Here is a 19979-nt window from a genome sequence, read left to right as displayed (position 1 = left end):
ATCATTTATTCATAAAGTGATGATAATATATCCCTTACAATTAAATAATAGTACTAACTAAAGATTAGTTTAGTGAATTGTTGGCTTATTTCACATTAACCTTATTCAGATAAGCCATTGAAAGGGGTAACTTGCAGTGAAATCTTTCGGAGAAACAATAAAAGAGATCAGAACGGCGCGCGGTATTACCCAATCTGAGTTAGCTGGCTCTTTAATTAATCGAACCACGCTCTCTAAAATCGAAAATTCATTTGAAGAACCTTCTTATGAAAATGCAACAAAATTGATCAAACGATTGGGCATCACCCAAATTGAATTTGATTACATAAGAAACGATTATCAATTTAATGCCAAAGAACAAATTATTTTTGATCTTTTCAATATTGCCTATAATTCTGAAGTTAATAAAATAGCTTCTTTGCTTAACCGCTGTGAGCAATTTCCTAATGATCAGGAGATTCAAAAAATCAAAGTCATTCTAAAAGCATTTAATGCAAGCAGCTTACGCGAAGCACGTAGCTTAGTCATACCACTTTGGAAAACCCAGGTGTCCAAAACTGACAACTGGAATGTTCTTGATCTCTATTTACTTAACATGATTTTCTTTGTTTTTGACGATGACACAATGATTGGTATTTCAAATCGTGCTATTAAAACGATTGAAGAAAAATATCCATTTTTAAAATCGCTAGAAACCAATTTTGTTCTTAACAAAGCAGCCATATTGATGAACAGACAGAACTTTGATGATGCTGCAATGATATTAGTTAAAGCAATTACCTTGGCTAAAGCAACCTTTCGCTATGATAAATTACTAATGGCTAAGGGGCGACTCGCAATTTGCCAAAAAGATAAAAAAGAAGCACATTATTGTTTAAAAGTGCTTAAAGAGATTGAAGCAGACGATGTCTACAATGGATTGAAAGATGAAATTGAGCAGTTTGATTCCCGCTTGTCTTAACGCGATTACAACAGACAAGACTAAAGACCGCTAATTTATTTAAGCAGTCTCTAGAAGGGTATATTTTTATTGTTTTTACAAAATAGAATTATATTTAAGAAAGCCGACTTTAATTTATCTGACTTTCACACTGCCTAGCTAATCATCCTCCTTTACTCTAAATTCTAAGAGGGTGAATCACTACCATTTAAAAATGTTCCATTATTTCACATTTTGCGCGAAAAAAGCTTACTACATAATTAGTAGTAAGCTTTTTGATTTTCATTTTTAACTTGTATTTCGCGGTTAACCTTAGCACGTCCATTTTGATAATTGAACGAAAAACCAGGTTGAACGTTGAATAAATAAACATTAAAGTCAAGTGTACCGTCAGTCGAAACAGCCTGCAGGTTGATTCCTCGTGCCATTAGCTCCTCGCCACGAAATATTGGCGTAGCCTGATAGATAACTCGCTTATTTTCTCTTAGTGCTTTTCGCACCCTACTTTCAAAAATAGTTTGAACCCTTTGGTTTGAATAAGCCGACTGCGTAAATAAATTTTTAGGATTATTCTGATCGCCGGAAAGATTACGTGGATTAAAATTACCCGCTTGATCAATTCCTGCGGAAACAGAATACGCAATTAGGTGCCCACGGTTATAAATTTGCGTCCCATTACGCCGATTGTAGTGCCAAGCTGTCGGTTGAACATATTGCTGAACTCGTAAACTATCATTAGCAACATTTCTTTTTTCCAAAAAGGCAGTGTTCGAGCGAGAAGTCCGATTTAAACTATCTAAGTTTGCATAAATAACGCGGTTAACGCGCCATGCATTTTTAATTAGCGTCGACTTATCATTATTCACTGTAATGTAGGCTTCATTGCCACTTTTAAAATCAAGCTTAGCTAATTTAGCGTAATCTTCCTGTGATAACCCACCATATACTTTGGCAGCTGGTTTAGCCTGATCAATTTTGTTTTTCTTAGCTGGTTCATTGCGTCCGATACGTTCGATTGTTTGGTGTCCGCTAGGATCTGAGCCACCTTTGGTTGAAACAAACCACAACAAAAAAAGAATGATAATGACAATTGCCCAAAAATCACTACCACTAGTTTTTCTGCTTTGCCGTCTTCGCTTGCGAGCCATTTAGTCAGTCCCTTACTTAAATAATAACTAAGTATAGCCAATCGAACTGCTGTTTGCAACAAAGGTAAATAAAAAAGCAAAGATTGCTCTCTTTGCTTTTTAAGATCTAGCCCATTCATCAAGCATATTTAAGAAGTAGCTTTCGGATAGTCGCTTAATCTTACTACCATTCTTATTGTATTCCTGAGCTTTCTGCCATGCCTCATTGTTTTTACTGAAAAAGTGATCATCATCAATAATCAAATAATTGGTTTCCGGAGTAACAATGGTTTGGGCTTGGCCACCCATGTTATTAACCATTAAAGCTGCTTCATCATTATCCATGCCAATTCCATCTGCAAATGTGATTAGCTTGTTACTAATCGGATTGCGAAAGCCTAGTTCCCAGGCCTCAAGTTCTGCTTCAAGTAAGTCTACGTTTTTGATTTTGCCTTGCGCCTCTGCCAAAAGTTCATCGGTAAAATGATCGCGAAAATCATCGTAAACCTTTTTGGTATCGATTGAATCAGCCAAGCCGTGATGCTGCTCTTCCTCTGCAATCCCAGCACGTTGAATACAGTCTAGCAATCGATTATGCTGGAACGGATAATACGCACGTGCAAGTCGCAAAACATCAACATAATCATTATTCAATGCTGGCAGATGGAATTTTTCCGTCAAATCATATAAAAAGTTCAAGTCAAAGTTAACGTTATAGCCAATAATAATGTCGTCACCAATAAATTCGCGAAATTCAGTCATCGCTTCTTTAACAGGCACACCCTCGCTAAGTAAAAGCTCGGTAGTAATCCCGTTTAATTTAGTTATAAAGGCAGGAACCTTATTTGATCTTGGATAAACGACTAGCTTACTAAATTCTGCAACAATTTCGTTATTGCGCACCTTGACCGCACCCAGCTCAGTCACATGGTCACGATAGGGATTAAGTCCAGTTGTTTCAATATCAAGCATTGTGTAATCAGAAATAAAGCTTGGTTTTTCTTCACCTTTCGCACGCAATTTATCCTGAGAACCCGAGACGTGCAAAACGCCATTTTTGACATAAATACTCATGCAATCTTCCTAATCTGTAACTAAAGCCTGCAATAAACTTGCAGTATCCGCATTTACGGCTGCACTTCTATCTTGAATGTCCAGTGGTAACATTTCTTGTTGATAATCTGCCGCTACATAAGTCCATTGTGGGAATTGTTGAACTAATCTGATGATTGGCTCAAATAATTGAGGGCTTGTTTCATCAACACCGAGCTCCAAAAAGACCACTTTTTCCTCTTCGTTCCCAGTTAAAAACCAGCGAAAACGGGTATTAGCGTCTGTATCTGGGTAAAAGTGTTCGTTTAACGGCATGTGAATCTCCATTGGTTGACCACACTGCTCACATTTCGGAACTAGCTTAGTTATGTCTTGCTCACTTTGGTGGGCTGTCAATATTTGCCGGACAACTTCTTGGTCACTTTTAGCACCATGATTAACGCCACTTGAGCATTGCATCATCATCCAGTCACCAAACGCATTGAAGATTCGATTTTTATTGAAATCAGCTTGTTCAAAAAAATGTCCAAAAGTTGAGGTAGCAATAAAAAACTTTTTTTCGCCAATTAATTCACGCAGTTTTTTCATTGCTGGACTTGGAACATAATTAAGTGAATATTTTTCAATTAATTGACTCCAAAATAACCATTGTTCAGCCCAGGAATCAAACTTGTGATCAAGAGCATCCCCAATTGAATTCACATGATATTTACTAGCAACTTCCGGAAAATCTTGCTCAAAATTTTCTGTTCCCAGTAAATCAAGTCCTTCATTTTTTGCCATTTTATTGCCTGCAGTGACAATCACAACATCCGCATCGTTAAGCAATTGCTGTGCTTTATTCAGATTTTCCATTAATTACTCTTTCTTATTTTCGGTCATACCCCGTGAAAGAAACATGACCATCTTCAAAATCAGCTAAAAAGATATCACTAGGATCATTAAAACCGGCTTTTTTCACTTCTTCTTTCAGCCAGTTTTCATCCTCATCAATAGATTCAAGCACATCTTGATTGATTTGACCATCATTTATTAAAGGAAAACGAACATTTTTCTCATCTGTTTTAATTACAGTCAATTGCCCATTCTTTTCAAAAATACAATTCTTTACTTTATCAACAGAATAGATTCCCTGGCTACGCAATTTAAACATTAACTCATTGGCAGAAATACCAGCTTTTAAGCAGTTTTTTACTAAAACTTGCCCATCCTTGATGATCTGAATTGGCTTACCATCAATTAAACTGCGAATAAAATTACTGTGCTCACGCGCAAACTTCAAAATAAAGACCACCAGTGTCCAAACAATTAGTACTAGTAAAAACTGTAAAACTGAAATACTGGAATTATAGATTACACCACCGATAATCCCACCAAGAACATAGTTCTGGAGTTGATCAAGAGCTGTGGTTGGAGCAATATTGGTTTTACCAAAAACATTTATTTGAAAAATTAAAGTCAACACACCTAAAACGAATTTAATAAAGAGCTGCGTATAGTCCATCTCAATCTCCTCCTAATTCTTTATATCAACTTGATGATTAATTACATGCGCTTGTTTCAAAGAATAAGTGTTATTGTCATCATTTAGTTCTAACTGATAATCAATATCTTTTGAGTTGATCCGTACTATCAAGCCGTCTTGAAGTGTCGTCGAACTCACCAAAACATCACTATTAGGTACCCCAAAATCCTTGGCGACAGACTTAATAAACGGTGTAATTTGCTCTGATTGAGACTTAACCAGGTTGGTTTGAACATATTTTTCATATTGTGTGCCACCAAATAACAGCAAGAACAATAACGCGATAATACCTAAATCACGATAGCGTGTGTTAAACCGGTGTCGCAAATAGAGGACGGTAAAAGCAATCATAGCAACCGCCGCAACTGCAATTAGAATATACAAAATTGTTTTGTTAGTATTTTGATTCTGCTCAATATACTTAAGTGTATAAAAAGTCATAACATTCCCACCTTTTTTAAAAATAGCAGCTACCCAAAAGCCGGCAAGTAGTTGCGCTATAACTTCATTTATGGCTTTATAATCAGCTTTTTACTAGCTAGCTGAGCACCTAAAGCCACCTAATTTAAGTATAGCAAAGACTCATCAGAAGTGATTGATTCAAGCTTGCTAGGTAAATTTAGCTCCAAAAGCATACTCTATTTCTTTTTGTCCTGTTTTGCTTTAACTCGTTATAGGCTAAAATAGAGATTGATTAATAAAAAGTAAGGAGAAAAATATGAAAACTGGATCCAAAATTATTACTTTAGACAACGGTTACCATCTTTGGACTAATACCCAAGGGCAAGGAGACATTCATTTACTTTGCTTGCACGGCGGCCCTGGCGGTAACCATGAATATTGGGAAGATACTGCTGATCAACTTAAAAAACAAGGTTTAGACGTTCAAGTAACAATGTATGACCAACTAGGATCACTTTATTCAGATCAACCTGACTATTCCGATCCCGAAATCGCTAAAAAATACCTGACTTATGAATATTTCTTAGACGAAGTTGATGAAGTACGTGAAAAGCTCGGCTTAGACAACTTTTATCTAATCGGCCAAAGTTGGGGCGGTCTTCTTGTTCAAGAATATGCTGTCAAATACGGCAATCACTTAAAAGGCGCAATTATTTCTTCTATGGTTGACGAAATCGATGAATACGTTGCTTCTGTTAACCGCCGCCGCCAACAAGTTTTGCCACAAACTGAAATTGACTTCATGCACGAATGTGAAGAAAAAAATGACTACGACAACGCTCGTTATCAAGAAGACGTCGACATTTTAAACATCAATTTTGTTGATCGTAAGCAGCCTTCTAAGCTCTACCACTTAAATGATATTGGCGGAAGCGCAGTATATAATGCTTTTCAAGGTGACAATGAGTTTGTTATCACTGGTAAATTAAAGGACTGGCACTTTAGAGACCAATTGAAGAAGATCACTGTCCCAACCTTATTAACTTTTGGCGAAGAAGAAACAATGCCAATCTCAACTGCTAAAACTATGCAAAAAGAGATTCCAAACTCACGTCTAGTAACAACTCCAGATGGTGGACATCACCACATGGTTGATAATCCAGATGTTTATTACAAGCATTTGGCTGATTTTATTCGTGAAGTAGAAAACGGCACTTTTAAAGGTAAATAACTGATTTTAGCCCAATTAAATTTAACATTAGTAAAAGCAAGTAGTATTCTACTTGCTTTTTGTTATTTTTAGTTAGTAAATGACATGTTATGTTCACTACATATTTTCATATAATAATTTAGTCTTAACTAATAAGTCATTTTCTTACTGATTTCTTAATAATGGTGGTAAGATGAACATGAAAAATAGTAACTGTTAAATAACAAGGAGCTGATAAAATGAGGTATTTTATAGCGGCTATGCTTATCATCAGTGGGTGTGCCTTTATTTTCGACTTGTGTTTTAGCCTTTACTTAACATTTAGTCAACATATTAAGCAAGAAAAATATCCTCGCTTTCAGCGTAAATTCAATACATTGCTTCTTTTAATCCCTGCAATGAATGAATATTCGACATTGAAGCGAGATATGCTAGGATTGCTTACATTACACGATAAATGCAAAGACTTTATTGACTTAAAACTAGTTTTTATAGACGATGCTTCGAGCGATGGCACTACAGAATTGCTAGATGAGTGGTCACAATCTAACCCTAAAAATCTCTACATTATTCATCGCGTTAAGCCTAATGCACAGCAAGGCAAAGGACCGGCCCTGCAGGACGCAATTAATCATCTGCTTAAAATGAATTTTCCTGTAAAACAAACGTTAGTTGGAATTATTGATGCAGATAGTCATTTTGATAGTAACTATTTACACCAAGTAGTTAATACCTTTGAAAATTCTAATTATGACTTGGTTCAAACACGCGTAGATGTCTATAACACCGTCGACAATCTGACGATTATGCAAAACTTTGAATTATCCGTTTACAATGGCTTGTTGCAAATGGCTCGTACTAATTGGGGCACCGCTCTCGCATCTGGTAATGGACAATTTGTTACATTAACCATGGCGGAAAAAGTTGGTTGGTCCTCTTCTCTACTTGAAGATTGTGAGTTTTCACTAAAAGGACTGTTAAGAGGTTATTATGGCACCTTCTTAAATACCGTTGCAATTAGACAAGAAGGTATCACTAATCTTGGCAAGCTAATCCGGCAACGCACAAGATGGTGTCAAGGTGGTCTGCAATGCCTAAAAATCTATGGTGGAAAAATTATCAAATCTGACCGGATGTCAGCTGGAGTTAAGGCCTTTATCCTATTATTTTTATTAGTGCCTTATATATCAGTTATCGTGGTTCCATCATCAATCGTGTCTGTTATAACGTTGATTGCTTATGCCAGATTCAATTTGGGGGCAAGCTTAGCGATTATCCTGACTCTGTTATTAACTGAATACACTATTAATGGTTTAATGATTAAAAAACAGTGGTTTGAAACTGGTTTTAGTACCGTTAACAACCCAATTGAGATTTTAAGAATCATTTTTAGTTTTGGTGTTTACCGCTGGTTATTATCATTTATCCCCTACCGATCAATTGGTAGAGAATTAATCGGCAATAATTCTTGGACCAAAACTAGTCATACTTAGACTTTATTTTAGCAAAATAAAAGCGCGCTCTATCTGGCGCGTTTTTTCTTTATGTAATTATACTATGTCATGGATTAATTCAATTAATTGGAGAAAGAGGCTTTTTGTTTCTAATTATCGTCTATTTAACAGCTACCTAAAACCTTAAATACATGAAAGCACAGCACTAGCTATCAGTATATTAACAGAGCGCCGCAAGCTTGACTTCCATATAAAATAGTATATATATACTGAACCCAACAAAAAACCACTTAGGGAGCGTAATAATGCACAACAGATTAGCAGAATTTAGACATTTAGCCGGAAAATTTAGCCACAGTAACTGGTGTATCAGTAGCTTATATTAGAAAGATAGAAAGTAATAAGTCTAAAACCAATGTAACCATTAACATTGCATACAAATTAGCAAAGTATTTTAATACAGATATTGAAACACTATTTGATTTAGATCTTGACAAATATCAATAAAAACAGCCCTAATCGCATTGATTTAACAACCATCTAAAACAGGGACGGTTGCAGCGATTCAAATTTGAACGTTCTAATCATCATTGATTTAACAACCATCTAAAACTATCTGGTGCTACAACGTTTACGTTGTAAAGTTCTAATCATCATTGATTTAACAACCATCTAAAACTTTAGCGCTTTTTTTAGCACTCTCTGTAGTGTTCTAATCATCATTGATTTAACAACCAGCTAAAACCCTTAATTAAGGCTCTATCAAAATCAACATGTTCTAATCATCATTGATTTAACAACCAGCTAAAACAGTGCGTCAAGAACCTTATTAAGACCTTTTGTTCTAATCATCATTGATTTAACAACCAGCTAAAACATGATAGAAGTTTAAATAGACCATTACTGTGTTCTAATCATCATTGATTTAACAACCAGCTAAAACCGATTTTTTATCATCAAATTTTAATATAGCAGTTAGTACCAATCGACTAGATCTTGATCTACATAATAACAAGTAATGTTTTTAGATATTTTCAAATTTTGAGGATTAGTAAATTCAAGAAAAATCACACTTGAATTGACTTCCATAGCAAGATTAGCTACCTCTTGCCACTCCTGCTCATCAAAATAATGCGCTACATTACAAAATACAGGAATTGTCCCCAAATCATAATTTTGATGAATTTTTAGAACAGTTTCTATTATAGCATATGGATTAGTTAATATACTCCTATCAAAATGAATTTCCAACAACTTTAATAGCTTTTTCAAATCTTCGTTAAAGTCAATGTCTATAGGAAGATCTTCTAGTAAAAGTGAATCATGCAATACGGTCTCTAGGTTGTAATAAGCTTTAAAGACTTTATTTCTGTTTTCTTCGTCTATAGTCTTTACATAATTATTAACTACAAAAGTTAAATATCTTTTTGAAATGTTCTCACTGAGCAATGGATCTCCCACAAAATCAAAAGTTTTAGTTATTTCAAGAGAATTAAAGTCTCCATCGCTACAAAGCAGCAAATTGTTTTCTCCTTTAAATCCTGAACTAAATCACGATATGCAATTGGACTTTGTAAAGTAATAACTGTTACTCCTGAATCTGGTAAAGTCCACTTTTTGTGTGTCAAATATGACAGAATCATAGAATCACCGTCCGATCAGAAGTATTGCGTACGTCTTCGACGGGCTTTCCAACTAAGAAACGCATATCATTATATTGTTTCTCTGTTACCATTAGTGATTGAACCAGCCCACCATGAGGCAAGAAATTTTCAACCCGCTTTTCTAAGAATTTTGCAGTCTGTCTAGTTAAACAAACTCTTACATAAACAGAAAACTGTACCATTACGAAACCTTCATTAATTAGCTTCTTACGAAACTGACGGTACTCTTTTCTTTCTTGAGCAGTTTCAGTTGGTAAGTCAAACATTATCATTAAGCGCATTATTCGGTACCTCATTAGTTAAACTCATCTCCATTTCTGGTAAGGCATTATTTTCATTATTACTTAGAAACTTCAAACATTCTCTTACATATGTTGTAATTGCATTAGTTAGAATCATTTTTTTACCATTAAAAATAATTTCTAAACTTAAAAGTTCTACTAAACCATATTTTATATCTGGCGTTAATTCCTGAATCTTTTCGTGTGCCTTTACCCAGTAATCGACAAACAGACGAAAAGGTTCCATTAAGTCTGAAGCTAAATTAAATTGATTCTCATTTGAGCAATGATGAATGCCAAAGTAAGACAGGTAACCATTTACAGCAATTTCCCGTGTAAAACTTGAAAGTAAAATAGCATAACCATAATCTAAAGCCGCGTTTACCGCACTAGTATCTCGTCTAACAAAGTCTTTATTAAATAAAAGCATGAAATATTTACGTGCAGAACTTGCCTCGCGATTGGTCACGTCATTTAGTTCCAACTTATCTAACTCAGCTTGAACAGTATCTGTCTTTAAATGATAATTGCTCAAAACAGCAATTTGATTTTTAATTTTGGTGCTAACAATTTTAGTCCACAATAATTCTTTTTGACTTTGATGCCAATTAAACTGTAGTTTTAGTTTATTAGCATTACGTGCCCCAGGGTAATAATCAACCGTTTCGGTAACAGGATTAAACTTTTCATCAACAAAAACTACTTTAGTTTGATTTTGAGCCAATTTACTAATTAATGCACTGGTAATCACTGCCTGCGTTGTTGAAACAAGTAACAGATTAATATCTTCAATTGGAATTTGGTTAATGCCATCACGCGTTTGCACAATCATCATATTCATTGAGTAGGTTAGCTTGGCATGTTGTGTGATAATGACTGATCTCCATCCCATAAAATTCTCCTTGTATTTTCTAAAATAAATGTTAAAATAAAATTGTTGGGTAGCTCCCAGCAACTAATCATTATTGATTTAACAACCAGATTTAAAATCAAACGACATATCATTTAAGATATGAAGTTTCAACGCGGTATTATTACCGTCCTGCCTCAGCTCTATAGCGGAGGTTTTTTTGTACATAAAAATAGAGAGCCAGATTTCATCGGCTCTCTATTTTGCTCTACAAATCTGTTATTTTTACTCTTTTTTCAAACAAGCCAGTTGGCGACTGAAAAATTAATATAGCATTAGACGATAAAGTTATTCCACTTGGTGATTGCATTTTTCCGAATTGTGTTTTAATTCCTAAGTTCTTCAAATCGGAAGCAACCGGGTTATCATGTAGACCATTTAAAATATTACTTAGAGTTTGCTTCTTATCTTTAGCTGTCAAGTTAATAAATTTTGCTCTACCTTCATGTAACCCTGCTCTAAAGTTATTTGTATCAAATAATGGCAAATATGCATCAACCTTCGACAAAATCTCGTCATAAGCACTCACTAAGCGTTGATCTTCATTATCTTCTTTTAGATCCATATTATCAGTGACTGTCCTCATAGTCTCTTGTGACAAGGTAAGTTGTTTCGCATTAACTTGGTAGCTAACTGAATTAAGCATGAACTTTTTATCACCATCTACTATAACTTGCTTAAAGTGAACGTGGTCTTTTATTATTCTGAATCCTTTAATGCCTCGTTTGGGTTTCCCATTTTTATCAAACATAATTAATTGCTCGAGAACTTGGTGTAGCTTATCATTATAATTACCCTGTCTCTTAGCTTGTTGTAATTTAGCTAAGAACCGCATTGGAACGCCTACTACTCTATAAGTGTCCCCTTTAGATTGTTCAATTTTAACAATTACTAGATAAGCATCCGCATTTCCACTATAGCCACCATAAATTGCCGTATCAAGGTCTTTACCTTTAGGAATCAACTTTCGGGTCTTTGCTGTATCGCGCTCCCCCCGTGGATAAACAGTCATATTAAAGAGTCCACTATTTTCAGTAGTAGTTTCGCGCGAAACCAACATATACTTGTAGTTATAAACCTTACGTAGTTTATCAAAAATATCGGGATGTTTAAGAAAGACCACTCTATTACTATTATTCTCTAAAATTTCTTCTGGAGCTTTACGCTGCTTATTATCCTTTTGTAGTATTGGCCACATAAATGTAAACCCTTTAAAGTGATCAATAACTTCTTTTTGCAAATCAGGATTTTGACTAAACTTTTTATACTTCCCATAGACAAAAAATGGGCGGTACTTAGGATAAACCTGATATAAAAAGTTACCGCAGATAATTGACAAGTAAGCATCAATCGCGTGATGATAGTCGTTAACTTCACGGCTCTTGTAAAGGCCTAGCCGCTTACGCAAAGCCGAATTGTCTCCAGCTTTAACCGTAATAATCTCAGAGTCAGGATATTTATTTTGTAAAATAACTGATACCAACTTGACGATTTGGCTAGTTTCTACTAGTTGTCTATTAATAAATCCAGCCTTTTGATACTTGGTTAAGCTATCAGGATTTAATAATAAATTATTCAACTTATACTTGCTTATAATGCCAGCTTTTCGCCACCTCTTCCACATCTCACCAACCGTAATTTGCAAGTCAGAAACTTGGTTATTTGCGAATCTTTTGTAAGGAACGTCGTCTGACTTTTCTGCATTTAATGGTGTTGCTGTTAATACACGATTGTCTAATGAATCGTCTTTAACAAATGACTGTGGCAAAATATGATCAATTTGATAGCCAAAAGATATTTCGTCAATATTGATTTTTTTACCTGTATATGCATCACGTCCTGCTTGCATAAAATATAGAAAATACTTATCTTGCAAAAGCTTTCGACTGGTCATTGCATTTTTTAGATTATTAGTTAAATCCTGATCAACAAGGTCTTTAGCAGTGTCCTGATACATCTTTAATAGCTGGTTACCCCTGATTTGTGACAATTTAGGATTCTGGTCTGGGCTGCGAGTAAATTCAATTGCAAATTGAGACGGAGCCTTTCCTGCAGCTTTAACAACATCTTCGACCACTTTAACTACCTGTCTGATTGCTTTTTTATTGGCAGGAGAAGTGTAAGCGTCAGCCAGAATTTCTTCTACACCGTTTTTCTCTGTGATACTCTGATTTTCTTTTTCTATAGCATCCTTAAAGTCTGGTTCGGTGATAATTTGCATAAAGTTCTTTTGACTATCCCAAAGCTGTTCCATAACATTTTGGCCATTTTGATCATGTAAACCAACTAACAGCTTTTTCGAAAGTCTACCCCAGCCCTGCAAGCGCCAAGTTGATAACGCCTTAAATTGATCTTGAGATAACCAATTAATCTCACGTAATTTTTCTTGAAATATCTTTTTATCTTCAAAGATCGAAGAATATTCAATTATCTTCTCAAAGTCCGCGTTATATTTAGGATCGTCCAATTGGCTTTGAAATACATGTAAGTTCTTTAAGTGGTAGTAACTAGACAAGCTAGAATTAAACTTTGTCGGATCTGCTAAACCTTTTATTTCCACATTTAACAGTTTTTCATTTTGCTTCAAGTAGTTGACTAGCATTTTAGCTGTAACGGTTTTTTTCTCCTTAAATAAGTTGTTAAAAATATCTTGCTTAAGACTTACGCTTATTTTCTTTCCATTAATTCTAAGATTATTTAACTCATTTAAGACTTCAAATCGTTGATAAAGTAAACTATTTGAAGGTAAAACGTCTTCACCTAAAAGATAGGTGTCTTTAATAGTCATTCGCTTAATAAAACGGTTAGCTGATTCTTGTCGATCTATTTTTTGCTCAAAATTCCAAGGCGTAATTTGTCCAGGTTCTTTTCTTACCATCCAGGCAAAATTCTTACCAGAAGTTTTCTCTTGATCCTGTGCAGTAACCATCGGGCCAACATAATACGGTACTCTAAATCTAACTAGTTCATCTAATTTGTATGGCGCCTGCTTTCGATGCTCTTCAACAGGATTCTCAGTAGCTAGAAACGGATAGTACTGACTTTGGTTATCAATAATCTTATCTAACTCAATTTGATGCAGCTGAAATGGGATAACGCCGTTACTGTTAGTGCGCTGCTTAGGCATAAAACTATCAGCTTCAATTTCTTGTAAAATTTGACTAGCTGCCTTGGAATCATCAAGATTTTCTTTAACTACTTTATAAAAATCTTCTTTAGTTAAAGCACCATCTTGACCAAATTTAGCCTTAGCCTCTAATAAGTGACCATGACGATTATTAACATACAAGTCATAACCAAGCCGTAATGTTTTAGCCTTCTGACGATCTGCTTGACCATTAATCACTGCTTTTAGTAATTCATAATGATCTCCATGCTTTTTGTACTTGTTTACCATTGATGCAGATAAACTCTCACCTTCATCAACAATAGTACTCAATATAATTGAACTAAATAGCTTCTTAATTTCCGCAATAATAGTTTGGTCATCTTCATTTAGTTCTGACAATAACGCATCCAATTTGTCGTCTGCATCCGCATCACTAAGTTTAAATTCCCATCTTGCTTTATTGCTTTTATCAATTTCTTTAGCCAAGATAGTTTCAAATTGTGTTTTATAACCCATAATGGCATTAGCAATCTGTTTAGCTACTTTTTTTGCGCTTTTATCGGTAGAGGTTGGTAACAATAACGCGATTTTTTTGACTTTATCCTTTTTATAAGTCGTTTTGTCTGGATCCTTACCCCTTATTACCTCTTCAACAGCATGTGCATTTTTTAAGTTTAACTCCAGCTTTTCGCAGTCTTCATCAGCTTTATTATTAAAAGCCTCATTAATCGAATTTAATACTGACGCTACATCTATTTTAGAAGCTTCAAAGCTTTTTACAGGAGTATCCTGCAAAAAATTGCCACGGTATTTAACAATGTGGTGCATCGCCAAGAAAATCTCACGTAAATCAAATTTGCGGTTTTCTGTCATTAAGGCTTGACGCAGATGATAAATCGTCGGATATTTAATCGTCGGATGTTTCTGGTAAAACTTTGCATCTTCTTTGGCAGTTGGAAAAACAATTGCGGCGTATTTTTGCCGGTCTTTATCAAGGGGGGAAACCCATGATTGATGAAGACGAACAAAAAATGCTGGATCAACTTCAGCCATTGGCTCTGCAAAAATCTCTTCTAGCAATCCTAAACGCCATTTTCTTCGCTTAAGGCGACGGCGTGTAGTTCTAAAGCCGCGACGATCTGCGGCTGAATGTCCTTCTTCAAATAAATGTGAACCGATAGCGGTTTTACCACGTAACTTTAAAAGATTATTTTTCTTGTCGGCTGCAGCCCAACCACATGAGTTTGTCCCGATATCGAGACCTAATATATAGTCATCCTTTTTTTGACTCATTTTCCTTCTCCTAATGACTTTTTAATTACTATAATCATACACTTAAAAAGAAATATAATCTCTACTTTTTTAGTATACGAAAAATGATGGCTTAACTAGCCATCATTTAGCAAAAGTACTTATTTCGATTTTTCTTTAATTGTTTCTGCCGATTTTGCCAGCAGTTTTTCTTCTTCATCAGTTAAAGCCAATTGGACTTGTTGAACTATGCCATCCCTACCAACGATTGCTGGGTATGATAAGTAAGTACCGTATTTCTCCTGGTAATTTGAAACTGGAAGCTCTGTGCGTGCGTCACTTTCAATTGTTTCAACTAATCTAGTAACTGCTGCTGCAATCCCATAATTGGTGTATTGCTTACCCTTATAAACAGTTTGACCGCCAAACTTAATTTCATCATTTAGGTCTTCAAGCTTCCACGGCTTGTCTTTAACCAACTCCGTAATTGGTTGCTCCAAAACTTTAACAGTTGACCAAGCAGTAAATTGCGAGTTGCCGTGTTCACCTAAGTTAAAGCCTTCAACTGAACGAGGATCAACGTTCAAACGCGAGCCAACAGCTCTTTTCATTCTTGAGGTATCGAGAAGTGTACCCGTTCCAATGACATGCTTTTTAGGTAAACCAGTCAATTCTTGATACATATTAGTAATTGCATCAACAGGATTGGTAATTGCGACCAAAATGCCATCAAAACCACTCTTTTTGATTGAAGCTGCAATATTCCCAATTCGTTCTCTGTTGTAGTTTAATTCCGCAAAACGCTCTCCACCAGCTTCTAAGCTAATGTTACCAAAAGCACTAATAATAATATCGGCATCTTTTAAGGCAGAATAGTCATTAATTACAATGTTGGTGTGATGCTTCAAGTTAGCCATTGCATCTTGGAAATCAAGCTCATCCGCAGTGACTTTTGCCTCATTTACATCAATTAAAACTAAGTCATCAACCAAACCTGAAATAAGTAATTGATGTGCTACTGTGCTACCAACATGACCATCACCTATGATACCGATCTTATTACTCATGATATTTGTCCTCCTAGAAAGTAATTTAAGGTTTTATCTAAAAAATTTGTTATCTTTTATTATAGCTGTTTTCCATTAAAGATGAACTTAAATTTAAAAAATAATTAGATTACTAATGAAGTTTCAACAAAAATCAAAAAATGATTTTAACCCTTTTTATCTTTCATGAATTATACTAAGCATTAGGAGGTACATTATGAGACAAATAAAAATTGGTAACACTAACTTTAGTGCTTCTGCAATCGCATTTGGGATAATGCGGATGAACAAGCTGTCAGTTAATGAAGCTGTTAAAGCATTAGAAACCGCTCATGACACAGGAATTAACTTTATTGATTCTTCAGACATATATGGTCATGGCAAATCAGAAGAAATTTTTGGCGAAGCTTTGGAAAAGTCCTCACTTAGTCGTGATGATTTTTACATTCAATCAAAAACCGGAATTTTTGAGGATGAATCGCAAAACTACAAGACAACTCGCTATGATTTTTCAAAAGAACATATCATTAAAAGTGTTGATGGCATTCTTTCTCGCATGAAAATTGACTATTTAGACAGCCTACTTTTGCATCGTCCAGATGCTTTGATGGATCCTGCCGAAATTGCGGCTGCGTTTGATGAACTGCAAAAAGATGGTAAGGTGCGTCATTTTGGCGTGTCCAACTTTAACCCAATGCAAGTCGAACTATTGCAGGCTGGATTGAGTCAAAAATTGCTGATTAATCAATTGCAACTGAGCGTCATGCACACTGGCCCAATTGACTTTAACATCCACACTAATATGACTGATGCTCGCAGCATTGACCACGACCGCGGTGTCTTAGACTATTCACGCTTACACAATATGACTGTTCAAGCTTGGTCACCATTCCAATATGGTCAAATTGAAGGTAACTTTATCGGCAACCCTATGTTCCCAGAAGTTAACGATGTATTACAGAAACTAGCGGACAAAAAGGGCGTTTCTAAAAACGCAATTGCAGCCGCCTGGATACTACGTCACCCAGCAATTGGCCAGGTAATCATTGGAACCATGACACCAGAACACATTGTTGACAGTGCTAAAGGTGCAGACATCTCTCTAACAGCTCAAGAATGGTATGATATTTACCTTGCTGCTGGCAATGACTTGCCTTAAATTTCCATCTAGAAATAATACTCTAGCATTTGTAAAGGAAAGCTAACTAAATATAAAAAGCCTAGACTGTTGTCTAGGCTTTTTATTGATATAATGATTAGAATATATTCTAAAGATTTGTACTTACAATGAACGTTACACCGTTTGAATCATATCCATTATAGTATGTAACAGCTAAACCAATTCCAATGGTTTTAAGAGAGCGGCTTTTTAAATCATCTCTATGGGCAAAATTTGCCTGAGCGTCTTTATAAACAAATTGTTGAAAGGCTTCTTGTGCCATTTTTTGTGGAGTATTATACGTGACAAGTGTTTCTAGCTCTCCATATTTTGCACCAGCGTGCAATATCAGAAGCTTTATATTCTAAACAATTAATAAATAGAAGTCAGAAAAACTTTTACTTTTGTCAGTCTCTTTTGCGCTGATAGCTATTGGGAATATTTAGTTTTTTACGATATTTCGCGATTACCCTCCTACTCAAAGTAACACCGTGATCCGCAAAATGTTCAACTAATTGCTGATCACTTAATGGCTGCTGAGAACTTTCTTGATCAATTAACTTTTGCAAATCATACTCAATTCGTGCCTGAGATAAATCGGTCGTAACTTTGCGTGGAAATAGAATTTTTAAACTAAAAATTTTATTCTGACACTGGATGTACTTGTCCTTTATTGCCCTACTAATCGTACTTGGAGCTAAGTTCAATGCATTAGCCGCATCCTTTAAGCCTAAAGGTTTTAATTCCTGCGTTTGCATTGTAGTTAAAAATGCTCTTTGATATTCACCAGCATATTTTCCCAAGCGAAGGATAGTTTGTTGCCGCTGGTCTATTGCATTTTTCATTTCTAAATAATCTTGACGTTGTTGCGAAAAATATTTACCTTGATCAGATTGTGTTTTTAATTCCTTGTAAGTTTTTTCATCAAATAGTAATTCGGGAATTTGCGACTTCGCTGTTTCAATTGTTAGGCGTCCATCATCAACTTTAAAAATCAAATCAGGTAGCAAATATTGAACGTTTTGCTCAGTCACATATTCACTTGCTGGTATCGGATCTAGTGTCTGAATGTTAGCTAGTGCCTGAGTTAATTGACTAGTCGAAAAATCTGACTGCTCCCATTTTTGTGGATCCGCAAGTAATTCCAAACTGTCAGAAAGTAAAATTTGCATTGCAGTTTCATCAAAGTTCTCTTTTTGACGAGCTTGAATTAACAGGCATTCATTTAGACTACTTGCACCAATCCCACATGGATCTAAACTTTGTAATAGTACTTTTGCTTGCTCCAAATCTGCAAGTGAAAATTCTGATGCTTGAGCAAGTTCATTTAATTTGACGCGCAGGTATCCATCATCATCCAAATTATAAATTAGTAACTTAACAGCACTCTTTTCCCTACTACTCCAGTCACTCATCCTTACCTGTAATAAAAGATGATCGGGCAAGCTTTCACTTTCAGTATCACCAATCCATTCCAAGCTATGAGTTTCACTCTTAGGTTCAGCCAATGTAACAAAGGGATTGCTTTCGCTTAACTCCTTCATTGCACTAACCAAATCATAGGTGCTATAAGACAGAACAGTTAGGTTTTGCTGAAGTTTAGGCGACAAAAAAAGCCGCGTAACTAACTGCTCTTTCGGTTTTAAGACCATTTTTTGCAATCGTGTCATCGGCTTTTCTCCTTTATTATTAATATTATAACAGATAGTCGAGTTATAATAATTGGTATTTTAGCGTGGACGCAAGCTTTCTAAAGTAGGTAAACTTGCTTCTATTCCTTCTGCCTTACCACCATACCAGTATGAAACGGATGAAAGATCATCACTACGTTCAAATAATCCAACGTCATCATTTCCTATTTGCTGTAAAGATACTTGAATGTCTTTCTCAAATTCAATTGGATCAACCAAGTGCCATCGATATAGGGCATTCTGAGGTAATCCGTCATTGCCAAACGCATGCGGTGAATTTGGCTTGCCTGTGCTAAAGTGCTCACGTGAATGATCTACATTACTATGATAAGGGAAGCCGAGATAAGGTGTACAGAAGGTAGCAGGATATGTAGTTCCATCTTCATGATACTTATGAAATGCCCAAGCACCACCAAAATAATCTTCCATTCCAGTGGATGTTACTGTTGGATACTCATTGTCACCATCAAGATAAAATTTGAATTCACCTTCACCCCACCAATATCTTTCTAATGCTGTTAAGCCAATAAATGTACCTACATAATAGCCATGATCATTTAATTTGGGTAGGAGAACATAATCTTCTTGTAGCTCTGTTTGGCGCTGCCTATTCCAATAAGCATGGAAATACAATTTGTTTTCTACATCGGATTCTTCATGGAGTTCATAATTTATTGTGTAAAAGAATGAACGAATATCTTCTCGAAATAGGTTAGTTATAGTGATTTTTGCACCCTTTTTAAAAGGCATTTCAAAATAAGAATTCATTCCACCAGTTGGAGCAACTACAATTGGAATCGAATTAACATCATAGCGTTCCCCAAAACCATTACAGAAAAAATCACCTAGTGGGCAGTTAACTGCCGGTACATTACTGCCGTCCCAATAAATCCGTAATATTGTATTACGCATCACAAAGCTACCTTTTTCAGTATGATCACGAATTGTAAACCAAAGATGTTTAATGGTGCCAGGCCCCTTAATGTCAGCAATTGTCACTTCTTCACTCTTAGGTAAAGTAATACTTGCCTTCCCTTTTCGCGAAGGACCTAGATCACTCGCAGTCATTGCTGCTTTGCCTTTTTGTCCAGTAGGGTTTTCTGGAGTTATTGCTCTAGTCTTAAATGAAGAAAACTCTGTCAGATTATTGAACATCC

General features: G+C 35.5%; 17 protein-coding genes, 1 pseudogene and 1 CRISPR repeat array. Of the genes and pseudogenes, 5 read left to right on the top strand and 13 right to left on the bottom strand.

Annotated elements, in window-relative coordinates; translation table 11 throughout:
• The first annotated feature begins 136 nt into the window (after positions 1-136).
• Entirely contained in the window at positions 137-961 is an 825-nt protein-coding gene (locus DKL56_RS01120; protein ID WP_109715106.1) for a helix-turn-helix domain-containing protein, read from the top strand.
• Between the two features lie 239 nt (positions 962-1200).
• On the opposite strand, the gene DKL56_RS01115 is transcribed toward DKL56_RS01120, so the two are convergent.
• The 5 genes from DKL56_RS01115 to DKL56_RS01095 all read right to left on the bottom strand — a co-directional run bounded on the left by DKL56_RS01115 (position 1201) and on the right by DKL56_RS01095 (position 5086).
• Positions 1201-2088, bottom strand: a complete 888-nt coding sequence (locus DKL56_RS01115) for a DNA/RNA non-specific endonuclease (protein ID WP_109715105.1) — start codon at positions 2086-2088, stop codon at positions 1201-1203.
• Between the two features lie 99 nt (positions 2089-2187).
• Positions 2188-3141, bottom strand: coding sequence for an exonuclease domain-containing protein (locus DKL56_RS01110; protein ID WP_109715104.1), 954 nt, complete (start codon positions 3139-3141; stop codon positions 2188-2190).
• A 9-nt stretch (positions 3142-3150) separates the two neighbouring features.
• Complete coding sequence (locus tag DKL56_RS01105) at positions 3151-3975, bottom strand: Sir2 family NAD-dependent protein deacetylase (protein ID WP_109715103.1); 825 nt, start codon at positions 3973-3975, stop codon at positions 3151-3153.
• A gap of 13 nt (positions 3976-3988) precedes the next feature.
• On the bottom strand, positions 3989-4624 hold the full coding sequence (locus tag DKL56_RS01100) for a DUF421 domain-containing protein (RefSeq protein ID WP_101138703.1): 636 nt from the start codon (positions 4622-4624) through the stop codon (positions 3989-3991).
• 12 nt (positions 4625-4636) lie between these two features.
• Positions 4637-5086, bottom strand: coding sequence for a DUF3290 family protein (locus tag DKL56_RS01095; RefSeq protein WP_109715102.1), 450 nt, complete (start codon positions 5084-5086; stop codon positions 4637-4639).
• Positions 5087-5363: 277 nt separating this feature from the next.
• Here DKL56_RS01095 and DKL56_RS01090 point away from each other — a divergent pair, with 277 nt between their 5' ends.
• From DKL56_RS01090 to DKL56_RS07960, 3 genes and pseudogenes are all read left to right on the top strand, one after another.
• Positions 5364-6278: a proline-specific peptidase family protein gene (locus tag DKL56_RS01090; protein ID WP_109715101.1), complete on the top strand. Its 915-nt coding sequence runs from the start codon at positions 5364-5366 to the stop codon at positions 6276-6278.
• A 218-nt stretch (positions 6279-6496) separates the two neighbouring features.
• On the top strand, positions 6497-7750 hold the full coding sequence (locus tag DKL56_RS01085; protein WP_109715100.1) for a glycosyltransferase family 2 protein: 1254 nt from the start codon (positions 6497-6499) through the stop codon (positions 7748-7750).
• A gap of 318 nt (positions 7751-8068) precedes the next feature.
• Positions 8069-8218: pseudogene (locus DKL56_RS07960) on the top strand (helix-turn-helix transcriptional regulator); the annotation flags it as partial.
• A 69-nt stretch (positions 8219-8287) separates the two neighbouring features.
• Positions 8288-8654: a CRISPR direct-repeat array (repeat unit 37 nt; unit sequence TGTTCTAATCATCATTGATTTAACAACCAGCTAAAAC).
• A gap of 32 nt (positions 8655-8686) precedes the next feature.
• Here the strand turns inward: DKL56_RS07960 and csn2 are convergent.
• The 5 genes from csn2 to DKL56_RS01055 all read right to left on the bottom strand — a co-directional run bounded on the left by csn2 (position 8687) and on the right by DKL56_RS01055 (position 15993).
• The gene (gene csn2, locus DKL56_RS01075; RefSeq protein ID WP_239440584.1) at positions 8687-9232 is read right to left on the bottom strand and encodes a type II-A CRISPR-associated protein Csn2; all 546 of its coding nucleotides are present in this window, start codon (positions 9230-9232) and stop codon (positions 8687-8689) included.
• A gap of 118 nt (positions 9233-9350) precedes the next feature.
• Complete coding sequence (gene cas2 / locus DKL56_RS01070) at positions 9351-9656, bottom strand: CRISPR-associated endonuclease Cas2 (protein WP_109715099.1); 306 nt, start codon at positions 9654-9656, stop codon at positions 9351-9353.
• A complete protein-coding gene (gene cas1, locus DKL56_RS01065) occupies positions 9634-10548 on the bottom strand; it encodes a type II CRISPR-associated endonuclease Cas1 (RefSeq protein WP_109715098.1) in 915 nt (304 codons plus the stop codon). Before cas1 ends, cas2 begins: the two co-directional genes overlap by 23 nt.
• A 226-nt stretch (positions 10549-10774) precedes the next feature.
• Positions 10775-14968, bottom strand: coding sequence for a type II CRISPR RNA-guided endonuclease Cas9 (gene cas9, locus DKL56_RS01060; RefSeq protein WP_109715097.1), 4194 nt, complete (start codon positions 14966-14968; stop codon positions 10775-10777).
• Positions 14969-15087: 119 nt separating this feature from the next.
• Positions 15088-15993: an L-lactate dehydrogenase gene (locus DKL56_RS01055; RefSeq protein WP_109715096.1), complete on the bottom strand. Its 906-nt coding sequence runs from the start codon at positions 15991-15993 to the stop codon at positions 15088-15090.
• Between the two features lie 196 nt (positions 15994-16189).
• Here DKL56_RS01055 and DKL56_RS01050 point away from each other — a divergent pair, with 196 nt between their 5' ends.
• Complete coding sequence (locus tag DKL56_RS01050; RefSeq protein ID WP_109715095.1) at positions 16190-17131, top strand: aldo/keto reductase; 942 nt, start codon at positions 16190-16192, stop codon at positions 17129-17131.
• Positions 17132-17240: 109 nt separating this feature from the next.
• On the opposite strand, the gene DKL56_RS01045 is transcribed toward DKL56_RS01050, so the two are convergent.
• From DKL56_RS01045 to DKL56_RS01035, 3 genes are all read right to left on the bottom strand, one after another.
• Positions 17241-17477 carry a hypothetical protein gene (locus DKL56_RS01045; protein WP_109715094.1) on the bottom strand — a complete coding sequence of 79 codons (237 nt, stop codon included), beginning with the start codon at positions 17475-17477 and terminating at the stop codon, positions 17241-17243.
• 61 nt (positions 17478-17538) lie between these two features.
• Positions 17539-18801, bottom strand: coding sequence for an RNA polymerase factor sigma-54 (gene rpoN / locus DKL56_RS01040; RefSeq protein WP_109715093.1), 1263 nt, complete (start codon positions 18799-18801; stop codon positions 17539-17541).
• 60 nt (positions 18802-18861) lie between these two features.
• Positions 18862-19977, bottom strand: coding sequence for a glycoside hydrolase family 172 protein (locus DKL56_RS01035; protein WP_109715092.1), 1116 nt, complete (start codon positions 19975-19977; stop codon positions 18862-18864).
• Positions 19978-19979 lie beyond the last annotated feature (2 nt).

Origin of the sequence: Lactobacillus apis (genome assembly GCF_003150935.1) — a bacterium.
GTDB lineage: Bacteria > Bacillota > Bacilli > Lactobacillales > Lactobacillaceae > Lactobacillus > Lactobacillus apis.
This window is presented reverse-complemented; position numbering and strand designations above follow the sequence as displayed.